Below are 12,583 nucleotides of genomic sequence, written 5' to 3'. Positions count from 1 at the left end.
TGTTGATTCAACCTTGTAAAACCATAATTGTAATTATTATAACTAACCCCTGCATTTATAATAAAATTTTCTGCCAGGCTGATATCCGTCTGTAAAAAAACATTGTATTGTGTTGCGGCAATCTCATCATCAAACTGCAATGTATCCGGCACCCCAAGCCTGTTACCAAATGTTCTTGTGCTGGTAAACCCATATTGGTATTCGCCACCAAAATGTACAGTCACATGGTTATTGTGGTATTGGGTAATACTTCTGCCTCCAATACCCTGTTCTGTTTTACGCTGGTAATTTAAAATAGACGGATTTTTAAAACGGGTATTGGAAGTATAAATACTGGTGGTATTATTCCAGGCTGTATTAAACTGATATGTATGAGCAAAGCCGGCATAAAATGTTTTTACAAACAAGGCTGCCTGCTGATCTGCGGCACTTTTAAATGGTCCACTGGCAGGTCTTGACTGCCTTGGATCAGCAGTCATTTGCGCATTAGTTAAACCGCCCGGTGTTTGGTAATACAAGTCGCTATAAAAAATATTAGTGCTGATGGTTTGCTTTTTATTTATTGTAAATAAAGCAGTGTAATTAGCTACATCCCTGCGCAAGTTGGTATGATTTCGCCAGCCATCACTTTGCTGATGTGCATAGCTAAATGTAACGGTTGAATTATCTGTATTTTTTTTATACCCCACATTTGTTTCAAACATACCCCAACTGCCGGCCAGGGTATTTATGCTGATACTATTTTCTTTTTTATCTGCTATGCCATTGCTTAGTAACACCACACCGCCCGTACCTGCACCATACATGCTACCACCCGGCCCTTTAATAATTTCTATCCTGTCTACATTGTTGAACCCAAGTTGGTTTAGGTAGGTGTTGCCATTGGCATCGGTAAACGGCATACCGTTCCAGTACACTTTTACATTGCGCACCCCAAAAGGAGAACGCAATAAATTACCCCGGATAGACAACCTGTAACTGCCCGGGCTGCGTTCATCCATCTTAACACCTGGTACTGTATTTACGGACTGTACAAATGAGGTATTTCCATATCTTTCCAAATCAGCTTTGCTTAATATACTTACTGATACCGGGATATTTTGTATGGTAGTATTTCTTTCAAAAGCCTTTACTATAACAGTTTGTAAAAAGGTACCAGCGGGGTTTAATGAAATGATGTTATTTGTATCTGAAATAAAACTTCCTGAAAATGTTGTATAACCAACATAGGTGAAAACAAGGTAAGCTTTGGTGTTGCTGTCACTAAAACTAAAGACTCCTATTGAATCAGTAATGGCAATAGGGTTGTTTGCAACACTTACGGTTACGCCCGCCAATGGCTGATTGTCTTGCGTACTTATTACAATACCCTTAAAATTATTCTGAGCCGTCAACAGGGTTCCCCAAATACTTAATAAAAAAATTGAAATGAATCTTAATAACATACTACTTTTTGTAAAATTTAAACACAATAGTTAAACCAGATATTTAAAAAAAAAAGACAAATTAAAAATAAAGCGCTTACTACTACGGCAGAACTGACTTTTCGTTTTAACTTCTAACACAACCGGCTACTCCTTACCAGAAATACCCGCTGCCTCAAAGCTGGCCATCTCATTTATAAAAGCAACGGCACTTCTTATAAGTGGTATTGCAAGGGCTGCACCGGTTCCCTCGCCAAGGCGCATCCCCAATTGCAGCAATGGCTGAACATTTAAGTGCTGCAACATTTTGCGGTGTCCCTGCTCATCACTTGCATGTGCAAAAACGCAAAAAGATAATATGTCTGGGCTAATAGCCCTGGCTATTAACAAAGCTGCCGTTGCAATAAACCCATCAACCAAAATCAGCATCTTTTGTTTAGCAGCCTCCATAAATGCACCTGCCATCATTGCAATTTCTAAGCCGCCGATTTTACTTAATAATTCATACAATGAAAAAGTTTCTTTTTGCAACTGATGAAAATCACTCGCGGCCTGAAGTGTATCTATTTTTTGTTGTAGCTGTTTGTCATTTAAACCTGTTCCCCTGCCTGCGCAGGCAGTTAGCGGAAGTTGCATTAGGTGATGCATGATGAGTGCCGCAGACGAAGTATTACCGATGCCCATTTCTCCAAAACCAATGGTGTTACAACCTGCATCTGCCAGATTGGTTACAATATTTTTACCTTTCTCAATTGCCAGATTTACTTCTGCAGTACTCAGGGCATTTTCGTATAAATAATTAGATGTACCCATCTTTATTTTTGCGTGGATGATGGGTAAGGCTGGATCGAAAAGAAAATTTACACCTGCATCTACAACAGTCAATGCAATATCATTTTGCATACAGAACACGTTGATAGCAGCACCACCTTTTATAAAATTTAATACCATCTGTGCTGTAACGGCCTGTGGGTATTGGTTTACCAAACCGGCTGCAGCAATACCATGGTCTGCGGCAAACACAACTATCGTTGGATGATTTATTTTTGGTGATAAGGTATTCTGCACCATCCCAGCCTGTAAAGCAATCGCTTCCAGCATTCCCAATGCTCCTAAAGGTTTTGTTTTATGATCTATTTTATGTTGCAGTTCATTTTGAAGATACTTATTCATAAACGATTTAACAGAATTATATTTTTTGTTAATAGAGATCGCAAAACCAAAACCCATATGGTGTTTCGGTTGCACCTATTGGCTGATTGCAGTTATCGTTTAGTTTAGCGGGTGCTTTATATTCTTTGTACACCATCTCGCCTTTGGTAATGGCAATAGGGTTTTTAAATACAGGACCATCAAAAACAAATGTGTGAAACTCGCCATTTTCTCCACAGGGGTCTACATTGACTGGCAGGTCTTCAATAAATTGTTTATCAATAATTCTTCCGCAAAAACTTTTATCCAAAAACTTTTCATTTACACAAACCACTATCGTTTTAAACCCCCGTTCAATAAATTCATTAACCAATTTGTTGGTATCAATTTTCCACAGGGGAAACAAGGGAATAATGTCCACAATCCTCAATTTATCTTCCCGGTATCTACGCAGGTCTTCCAAAAAAATATCACCGAAAATGGTATGTGTAAATCCCTCGACTTTCAGTTCCTCCATTTTGGTATTTAACAAAGTTTCATACACCATCATATCGGGTTGTTCGGGTAATTCTACTGTAGTTAATGGTATGCCTGCTGCAATGGCCTGTGCTTCCAGCAACTCCCGTCGTACTCCGTGCATGGATATCCGGTTATACGCTGCGTTTACGCTGGTCAATAATTTATCAACCCGGTACTTTTTTTGTTGCTGTATCAAATACAATGCAAAAGCCGAATCCTTACCACCACTCCAGTTGATATAAGTTTTGGCAACATCGCCTTCCGTCAAAAAACCGGTATCTTTTTTCAGATTGTTAACATACGGTTTCATTTAACATCTTTTATTGTAATGGGGATACCGCTTACCATTAAAACAACCTTAGCAGCTTTTGCGGCGGCATACTGGTTGGCCCATCCCTGCAGATCTGTAAATTTTCTACCCACTTCGGTTTCTGCATGCAGGCCCATTCCTAACTCGTTGCTTACTATCAGCAGGGTAGCATCAATTGCGTACAACGAGTCTATTTCCTTTTTAAAGGCAGCAAGACTTTTGTCAATATCGTTTTTATATTCTACAAAAAAATTAGTTAACCAAAGTGTAACGCAATCAATTACAACCACCCTGTTTTGAAGCAGTAAAGCACTGACTTCCTTTTCGGTTTCGAAATTTGTCCAGGTACCTGAGCGGTCATTTTGATGTCGTTGTATGCGGTCTTCAAAATCGCCACCCCAATGCTTTGCAGTAGCTACATATACTGGCGTTGAGGACAATGACAGTGCTATTTCCTGGGCGTATTTACTTTTGCCGCTTCTGGCACCACCGGTTATAAAGATGATCATGGTTGTTTGAAATCAGGCCGCAATTTCCTTCTCGTAGGCAATAAAATTTACCAATTTGTTATTGATGTTAATGATGGGCTTGATGATTATTTTACAGAGATACTGTTCGCCATTTTTACGGTAATTTTCTAATATTATTTCCGTAGATTCTTTTTGATAAAGCTGCTGTCTTACTGCCTGTGTATTTTCTTTGTTGGTAGCAATGCCTTGTAAAAATTTAGGATTTCTACCTTTGGCTTCTTCAAAACTATAGCCCGTCATTTCCTGAAACCCTTTTCCTGTATAAGATATGCGTTGTAAATGATCCGTAACTACAATTACATATTGCTGTATATTTTCAACAGCTTCTTTTGTTTGTTGTTTACTCCATTTATTAAGGAGTGCAATCTGTTTAATGGCCAATGCTGATTGCTGATGCTTCTCGGCATCTTTCATCAGTGAATTATATGTAATACAAAAGATATCCCAGCTTAAAAGGGGTGCTTTACAATTTTTATTTGACGTTAATTCCATAAAATTTAAATTTAATAAACAAAGTTTTTTCTAATTAGGATTTTGAGTTGTGAGATCTTGTATTTTATACACAACAAACTTCAGTAATTTACAAAAATACAATCAATAAATTGTTTATTGATCAACTGTTGTTCTTCATTATTTAAAATTATTCCACAGCACTGTCATTAAGCCATGTTGCCCACCTTACATTCAAATACCTATCCACAACGTTCACAACTTTATATACCGGCTTACACAAAAGCTGCCACATTTTGAATGTTTAAATATTTATGTTGTAAATGAACCGGTACTTTAAACAAATGGGGATTAAAAAGGGCTGCAAGCAATTGAATGCCATCAACCAGCGTGCCGGCAGATGGCTGTGTAAACAAATCGTAATCCGCTATAAAAACGGCCTGTTCCTGAACGGCGGTCATATTGCTCCAGCCTGGCTTTTCTGTAAGCAGGTGCAGCTCTTCCATTGTTCTTTTTATTTCAAAACCACATGGTGCAATTACCAGCACTTCGGGGTTGTACCTCAGCACTTTTTCCCATGGTGTTACAATACTATCGCCACCTGGATTAGCCAGCATATCTATTCCGCCGGCATAGGCAACCTGGTGTGGTATCCAATGGCCGCAATTGTAAATCGGCTCAATCCATTCCATCAGCATTACCCTTTTTGGCAATGCCCTTGTACGGCGCATTTCATCAATAATAAAATCAATGGTATGTTGTAATCCTGCCAGGTATTTATAGGCGGCTTCTTCCTTACCCAGTGCTTTTGCTATTACAATAGCTGTAGTAAAAACATCGGTGAGGTTGTTGGGCGTAAGCGGTATTAGCAGTGGTTGCTTTGTTAGTTTTGCTACGGCGGCAGCGGTACAGGCAGTATCAATCTGACACACTTCACAAACATCCTGTGTAAAAATAATATCGGGTTGTATTTGCTGCAAAATAGCATCATCTACATAATACATACTTTTGCCCTGTGCTTTGGAGGCGGAAAATATTTTATCAATTTCTATGCTGGTATAGGTGTTACCTTCCAGTACATAGCGCACTACTTTTTGTTTTTCTTCCAGGGCCCGTTTGGAACATTCAAAAGTTACGCCGTACAGATATTCCTGCAACCCCATATCATACATCATTTGTGTTGCGGCCGGAAGGAAGGAACATACTTTCATGGTGAGTAATGAGGAGTGTTGAGAGATTATTTTTTTATTAAAACAGTTGGTTGTGTTGGTTTCAAAGTGCCAGTCTTTTTATCTTCCAGGTCTTTAATAGATTCATTGGTAAAATAACCAGGTGCAACAACAATATCAAATTCATTGTCGGCTTCTATGAGTGATCCCCTTGAAATTTCATAAAAATCTTGTTGTTTCAACCGGCCAGTTTTTTTATCTTCTTTCTGTAATATGCAAATAAACAGAAAGCTTTGCAGTTCCCATCTGTTGCACCATATCAAACTTTTTCATCATTGGGAAAGTTTTTTATTATCCTGTATTTTTCAAAAGAGTATTCTTTGGCTGCAATAAAGACAGTTGATTTGGTAGGCGCAAGATTAGGAAACATACAAGTTGGCTTATGTAAATAATAATAACAACAAATTTAATTCCTTGTTCAGCCCTCCCCTTTCCTCATGTACTACGTACAACTATTTTACGCTATCTGTAATTTCAGCACCGTAAAACGTTGCTTTGCCAATTCAAATCCTCCAAATAAAATACCGCTATAAGTAAGGGTACCCATTAAAAAATTTTTCATAAAAGGAAACCCCTGTGTATAACATTGTACCAAACCGGCCCAGTTTTTTGTTAACGGCATCATAGTTCTTAAATCTGTTCCGCCACCTATCCAAACAGTAAAATCTGCTATCAGCCAATGGCTTAAAGCCGCTGCCACACTTGCCAGTACTACATTTTTTACAGATACCTTTTGAATGATCCATTTACCATAAAAAACAATTAAAGCAAATATGCCATAGATAATATACCAGCCGCTATACATGGCACCGTACTGCCCCTTAAAAACAAACAGGTTAATTATAAGATCGCTGACTAATAAAGTCAGCAGTGGAAACGCAACTGCTTTCCATTTGCTGGTAAAATAGGTTCCGCCAAATAAACCCATGGCTCCAATGGGTGTAAAATTTGCCCAGGGTGTTAGCTGTGCTGCATTGGGTATGCGCATGGCCGCCACTATAATCATTAAAAGCAGCAGAACTGCAAAACGGGGATTAATTTTTTGAGTTGACATGGTGATTGTTTTAAAATGAAGCAGGCAGTAGTTAGCTGCCTGCAATAAAAATTACAACGAAAAACTTAGGCCCGCCATTGCATTAAACTTACGGCTGGTATAACCAACAATATCAAAGTATTGCTGGTTAGTTATATTGCGTAAATCAACAAATGCACGAAGCTGTTTGGTAAAATTATATCCTGTATAAAAATCAATAGTATAATACTGCGGCATTAACGCCGGGCCTGCATCATACTCACCTTTTAACCTGCTGCCCACAAAGCGAAAAGAAGGCATTATTGTTAAGCCCTTTGCCGGTTGCAACGTTAGTGTGCTGTTAAAGGTGAAATTAGGGCGACGGTAAAAGTTTTTAACTTTTACATTATCATTTTTACCTTCTCCGTCCACATAGGTAAAGTTATTTATCCAGTTACCAATTTTATTAATGGCAGTAGTACTTTCCAGCTCAAAGCCATAGTCGTTTTGTTTATCCCGGTTGATGTATTTACTGGCATAAGTTAACGGATCATAATAAGAAATTATGACGTGCCGGATGTTTCTTTTAAAAGCCACAATTCGTAAGGAATTGTGTTTGTTATTGGAAAAAGACTGTACGCCCAGTTCGTAATTATTACTTTCTTCCGGCTGCAGATTTTTATTGCCATACTCGCTGTACAACTGGTACAATGAGGGCACTTTAAACGCCGAAGAAATATTTACAAATGCCTTGGTATTTTCATCAATATTATAAGATGGGTTAAAAGAGTACGTTGCATTGCTGCCATAAATACTGTGGTTGTTGTAACGTACACCGGCCTCTGCGTTAAAGCCATTTATGTTAAGTAATAACAACGAAGCATACACAGAATAGTTGGTTGTATGGGCACTGTCTTTTCCCAATACCGACGAATATCTATAATCATAATCACGTATGTAACCGGCATTGTTTTGATCAGTGTTTTGAGCCATTCGCTGCACACCTCCCGTCAGCGAAAATTTATTACTCAACGCAACGTTACCAAACAATTCAGCTACGTAGGATCTGCCTTTGAAATTACCCCTGTAATAATTTCCATTACCGGCAGCACTGGTAGTATCATTTTTCAACTGCCGTTGGGCATTGATAAATGTATTTGTAAAATGCAGGCTACCCGTTTTTAATTTATAAACAAGTGCTATCGAATTAATAAAACTGGTATTGCTACTGGTATAATCTTTATCGTCTGTAAACGCACCGGCGGCGAGATCATTTTTGTATTTTCCATAATTGCTTGCGGCTGAAACAGCTAACTTCTCAGTAAACTGATACCCTATATTTGCCTGAAAATTATCTTGCTTAAACCCATCTCTAATAAACCCATTATTGCCGGTACTATCGTAAGCAGTAGAAAAGCCTTTGCTATCCGTATGATTATAGGTAAGATTATAAGTAAACTTATTTAGTTTGCCATTGATACCTGCGCTGCCCCTAAAGGTATTATAACTGCCGTAAGAAATACTTGCCGCAGGACTGATTTTATGGAGGCCGCCTTTTTTGGTAATGATATTGATAACACCTGCTACCGCATCACTACCCCATAAAGTACTTTGAGCTCCTTTTAAAATTTCTATCCTTTCAATTTGAGTAGGGTTGATATTATTAAGATCGAACGAGTTGTTTATTTGCGAAGGATCGCCTACAGGAATACCATCCATTAAGATAAGCGTATTACCGGTACCGGCACCACGGAAGTAAATATCCTGGTTGGTACCCAAAGCATTGTTGGCTCCGTTTATAAAGATACCTGCCTGGTAATTCAAAATTTCTGTGAGTGTTTTACCTTCGTTGCGTTGTAGTGTTTCCTGATCAATTACCGTAACAACTTTACCAGTTTGCGACTGTTTGATGGGAAATTTTGTGGCAGTAACTACTACCTCATCCAATGTTTTTTTTGTACTGTCCTGTGCGTACAAATGACTACTGATAATTACAGCAGCCACAATAAAAATTTTCTTTTTCATTTGTCGAAAAATTTTTTTATGACTGCTTCCGGAAAATTGCCCTGCTGTTTTATTTAAACAGGGTTAGAAATATAAATGCCTTACAGCTTTTACACTCCATGCCTTTCACCCGAAAGCCGTGAATGATTAAATGCGATATCCGGCAGGTCTTCTGGCTTGGCGTTCACTTTACCTTCCCGTTAATAAAAACAGTGGTGTGAGAGAAGTTGCCTTTCTTTCGCCTCCATTTTGGGAGGTTCGGTTGGGCCGCCTTACAGCTACGGGGATAGCGCCGGATTTACACCGGCTTCCCTTTTAATTCTTCGCATTGAAGCGAAAAAACCAAATTCAATGCAAATGTAGGGAGATTGAATTTTACTATCTAAATAATAAAAGTGCTGTTGATACAATCAAACAATAGCAACTTCTTATTTAACACCTGAGACAACTTACTCACCTGTAAGTTTAGGAGGATTTTTTGTAACAGGTACAATTTTTATAACCGCATGCAGTATCTTTTCAGTATGCAAGTAAAAAATAAGCTGAATCTTTTTTCTTTTACCATGATTGTGGTAGGGCTGGTAATAGGTATGGGTATTTTTCGTACCGCAGCTACCAGTGCCAAAGACGCCATTGAGCCTTCGGTTTATTTCAGTGCATGGATCATTGGCGGGCTGGTAGCTTTTTGCGGTGCTTTAACTTATGCAGAAATAGGAAGCCGTTATCCTGTAACCGGTGGCTATTATAAAGTATTTGCAAAAGTCTATCATCCCAGTATTGCCTTTGCTATTAATTGTTTAATACTGGTAAGCAATGCCGCCAGTTTAAGTGCTGTGGCGCTAATTGGCAGCGGTTATTTATTAAAACTTTTCCCAGGCAACTTTACAGATATTGACAAAGCCCTGGTAAGTTCTGCCGCAATTATCCTTTTTTATGTTATTAATTTAAAAGGATTAAAAATAAGTTCCGCAGCACAGAATATTTTGATGGTGATTAAAATAAGCATGATACTGGTGCTGATAGCAGCATTGTTCTTCCCTTCTCATTATGCGCATGAAACTGTTTCATTAGCAAATCAGCACATTAGCAAATCAGCCAATTACAGTGACTGGATAAAAAGCCTGGGCGTAAGCCTTATTGGCGTTTCATTTACTTATGGCGGCTACCAGCAAACCATCAATTTTGGCAACGAAGTAAATCAACCTGCCAAAACTATTCCAAGGGGGATTTTTATCGGCATCCTCATCATTATCACTTTATACCTGCTGGTAAACATGAGTTACTATAACATCATTGGCTTTAACCAGATGAAGGGTGAAAAGGAAATTGCCTATGTAGTAATTGACAGAATTTTTGGCACCAGGGGCGCTACCATATTTTCGGCTTTTTTATTTTTAGGCGTGCTGGCGTATGTAAATGGTTTGTTGATGAGTAACCCCAGGGTAATGTATGCCATGGGGGAAGATGGAAGCCTGCCAAAATTATTTGCAAAACAAAATGATAAAACACAGGTACTTACTTTTTCTTTAACAGTATTTGCTGCTGTATGCATCATCATTCTTTTTTTTAGCCAGCAGTTTGAAAAAATATTAACCTTTACCATTTTTTTAGATTGCTTTGGTATGGTGTTGAGCAGTGCTACCATTTTCTGGTTTCGTAAAAAAACAAAATACCTGGACGGCACCGGCATTTACAAAATGAAACTGTACCCGCTGTTGCCGTTAATATTTATGGCTGCGTATTTTTTTGTAGGGGTAAGTATTACCATTGCAGACCCGATAGCGGCTATAACTGGTACAGGTATTTTAGCGGTATTTGTTGCAATCTATTTTATCGTTAAAAATAAATAACCTTCAAAAAATTTACATTTATAGAATCTAAAAATGATCATGACGAAAGAATTAATAAAAATCAAAATTGATTTGCTGCCTGCGAATAAGTTGGATGCTTTGAGAAAATTTACAGACTTTATGTTGTGTAAAGCCAACAATGAAATAATAACCCGACATTTAATGAAACTACTGGAACAAAGTAGTGCCTTTAATTTTTTAAATGATGAGCCAGATTTATACAGTGCTAAAAATCTTATAGAAAAATACCAATGAGCAAGAGCGGCATTGTATCAGTAATTTTTCGTTTTACGGATCTTCTATATTTTATTAATATGATTTTAAAATAGCAACTGAAAAGTAGTTGCAAATAAAAAAATATGTCTAAATTTGAAAAGTTAATTGATCGCCTGCAGCGAAAGCCCAAAGATTTTACCTATGAAGAGCTAAAGACTGTTTTAACGGGGTTAGGTTATTCAGAATCAAATAAGGGTAAAACCTCGGGATCGAGAGTTGCTTTTATAAATGTAGAAACAAACCATATTTTAAGAATCCATAAACCACATCCCCAAAATATTATCAAAGCTTATGTGCGGGAGTACATTATCAATGAATTAAAAACACAAAAAAAATTATGACAGAAAATATAATTGAATATAAGGAATTTATTGGTTCTGTAAATTATAGTGATGGAGATGAATGTTTTTATGGAAAAATTGAAGGTATAAATGATCTCGTAACTTTTGAAGGTGGTTCCGTAAAAGAATTAAAAAAGGCATTTCAACAGGCTGTGAATGATTATTTATCCTTGTGTGCTGAAGCTGGTAAAGAACCCTATAAATCTGTAAAAGGTTCATTCAATATTCGTATTGAACCAAAATTACACTACGATGCCATCTATACCGCCCTAAAAAAAGGCATGTCTTTAAATCAGTTTGTTGCTGAAGCAATTAAAAATAATATTGATAAAAAAGTGCTTAATCACTCTTAATGGACATCTCTTACATCATCAACGAACTGGCAGAAGACAGAGAAAATTATTTCAATGCCATTGCACCTCCCATTATTCAAAGCAGCAATTTTGCTTTTAAAACAGTAAACCAGATGCGCAATGCATTTGCAGATGAATATGCTACTTATTTATACAGCCGCGGACTGAACCCTACGGTAGATATTTTAAGAAAAAAATTAGCAGCGCTGGACAATGCAGAAGATTGCCTTGTGTTTAACAGTGGTGCTGCAGCTATTTTTGCAGCCGTACTGGCCAATGTAAAAAGCGGCGACCACATTGTTTCTGTAAAAAATCCATATACCTGGGCACAAAAAATGTTCAACGTTATTTTGCCCCGTTTTGGTGTTACCACTTCATATATTGATGGCCGTGAGATTGAAAATTTTGAGCGGGCTATTTTACCGAATACCACCGTTATTTATTTAGAAAGTCCTAATAGCTGGGACTATGCCCTGCAGGATTTAAAGGCTGTTGCAGACCTTGCAAAGGCAGAAAATATTATAACCATAATTGACAACAGTTATTGCACGCCCATTTATCAGCGGCCATTGGATTATGGCATTGATCTTACTTTGCAATCCGCTACAAAATACATTGGCGGCCACAGCGATACCGTAGCGGGCGTGCTAAGCGGAAGTTCAAAAATGATAGAACGGATTTTCAATTCGGAGTACATGAATATTGGCAGCGGCATCTCTCCTTTTAATGCGTGGTTATTGATTCGTGGCCTGCGCACTTTGCCCATGCGGCTGCAACACATTACCCAAACAACCACCAAAGTAATTAACTATTTAAACCAACATAATAAAGTGGAAGCGGTACTTTTTCCTTTTGATGAAAGCTTTCCGCAATATGCCCTGGCTAAACAGCAAATGCAGGGAGCATGTGGGTTGCTCACTTTTATTATAAAGGCTGACACTGTTGAACAGATTGAAAAATTCTGCAACAACCTACAGCATATTTTAATGGCGGTAAGCTGGGGTGGACATGAAAGTCTGATAATCCCAAAATGCGCCGGTTTTGTGGCTTCCCAATTTAATCCACAACATAAAGAACACCGCATGTTGCGGTTGTATGTTGGTTTGGAAGAGGCCGATTATATAATTAAAGAT

General features: G+C 38.0%; 14 protein-coding genes and 1 riboswitch. Of the genes, 5 read left to right on the top strand and 9 right to left on the bottom strand.

Going from position 1 to position 12,583, the window contains the following annotated elements; translation table 11 throughout:
* The 9 genes from H7254_RS21375 to H7254_RS21335 form a co-directional block, all read right to left on the bottom strand.
* The coding region (locus H7254_RS21375; RefSeq protein ID WP_301934910.1) for a TonB-dependent receptor at window positions 1–1,445 on the bottom strand (1,445 nt) is incomplete at its 3' end.
* A gap of 126 nt (window positions 1,446–1,571) precedes the next feature.
* Entirely contained in the window at window positions 1,572–2,597 is a 1,026-nt protein-coding gene (gene cobT, locus H7254_RS21370) for a nicotinate-nucleotide--dimethylbenzimidazole phosphoribosyltransferase (protein ID WP_301934909.1), read from the bottom strand.
* A gap of 28 nt (window positions 2,598–2,625) precedes the next feature.
* Window positions 2,626–3,405, bottom strand: coding sequence for a diphthine--ammonia ligase (locus H7254_RS21365; protein WP_301934908.1), 780 nt, complete (start codon window positions 3,403–3,405; stop codon window positions 2,626–2,628).
* Window positions 3,402–3,914 carry a bifunctional adenosylcobinamide kinase/adenosylcobinamide-phosphate guanylyltransferase gene (locus H7254_RS21360; RefSeq protein WP_301934907.1) on the bottom strand — a complete coding sequence of 171 codons (513 nt, stop codon included), beginning with the start codon at window positions 3,912–3,914 and terminating at the stop codon, window positions 3,402–3,404. Before H7254_RS21360 ends, H7254_RS21365 begins: the two co-directional genes overlap by 4 nt.
* A gap of 12 nt (window positions 3,915–3,926) precedes the next feature.
* Entirely contained in the window at window positions 3,927–4,427 is a 501-nt protein-coding gene (locus H7254_RS21355; RefSeq protein WP_301934906.1) for a PAS domain-containing protein, read from the bottom strand.
* Between the two features lie 233 nt (window positions 4,428–4,660).
* Window positions 4,661–5,596, bottom strand: a complete 936-nt coding sequence (locus H7254_RS21350; RefSeq protein ID WP_301934905.1) for an ABC transporter substrate-binding protein — start codon at window positions 5,594–5,596, stop codon at window positions 4,661–4,663.
* Between the two features lie 26 nt (window positions 5,597–5,622).
* Window positions 5,623–5,796, bottom strand: a complete 174-nt coding sequence (locus tag H7254_RS21345) for a hypothetical protein (protein WP_301934904.1) — start codon at window positions 5,794–5,796, stop codon at window positions 5,623–5,625.
* Window positions 5,797–6,071: 275 nt separating this feature from the next.
* Entirely contained in the window at window positions 6,072–6,668 is a 597-nt protein-coding gene (locus H7254_RS21340; RefSeq protein ID WP_301934903.1) for a DUF6580 family putative transport protein, read from the bottom strand.
* Between the two features lie 51 nt (window positions 6,669–6,719).
* Window positions 6,720–8,651, bottom strand: a complete 1,932-nt coding sequence (locus H7254_RS21335; protein ID WP_301934902.1) for a TonB-dependent siderophore receptor — start codon at window positions 8,649–8,651, stop codon at window positions 6,720–6,722.
* 123 nt (window positions 8,652–8,774) lie between these two features.
* Window positions 8,775–8,992, bottom strand: a riboswitch (cobalamin riboswitch).
* Window positions 8,993–9,154: 162 nt separating this feature from the next.
* On the opposite strand from H7254_RS21335, the gene H7254_RS21330 reads away from it, so the two are divergent.
* From H7254_RS21330 to H7254_RS21310, 5 genes are all read left to right on the top strand, one after another.
* Complete coding sequence (locus H7254_RS21330; protein WP_301934901.1) at window positions 9,155–10,480, top strand: APC family permease; 1,326 nt, start codon at window positions 9,155–9,157, stop codon at window positions 10,478–10,480.
* Window positions 10,481–10,519: 39 nt separating this feature from the next.
* Complete coding sequence (locus H7254_RS21325; RefSeq protein ID WP_301934900.1) at window positions 10,520–10,735, top strand: hypothetical protein; 216 nt, start codon at window positions 10,520–10,522, stop codon at window positions 10,733–10,735.
* A 104-nt stretch (window positions 10,736–10,839) separates the two neighbouring features.
* Window positions 10,840–11,097 (top strand): hypothetical protein, encoded by a 258-nt coding sequence (locus H7254_RS21320; protein WP_301934899.1) that lies wholly within the window; start codon window positions 10,840–10,842, stop codon window positions 11,095–11,097.
* The gene (locus H7254_RS21315) at window positions 11,094–11,450 is read left to right on the top strand and encodes a type II toxin-antitoxin system HicB family antitoxin (RefSeq protein ID WP_301934898.1); all 357 of its coding nucleotides are present in this window, start codon (window positions 11,094–11,096) and stop codon (window positions 11,448–11,450) included. Before H7254_RS21320 ends, H7254_RS21315 begins: the two co-directional genes overlap by 4 nt.
* A partial coding sequence (locus H7254_RS21310; RefSeq protein WP_301934897.1) for a PLP-dependent aspartate aminotransferase family protein occupies window positions 11,450–12,583 on the top strand: 1,134 nt, incomplete at its 3' end. The genes H7254_RS21315 and H7254_RS21310, both read left to right, overlap by 1 nt.

The organism is Ferruginibacter sp., assembly GCF_014377975.1.
In the GTDB taxonomy this organism is placed as follows: Bacteria; Bacteroidota; Bacteroidia; order Chitinophagales; family Chitinophagaceae; genus Ferruginibacter.
The sequence above is the reverse complement of the archived record's forward strand: the minus strand, read 5'-3'. Positions and strand labels throughout refer to the sequence as shown.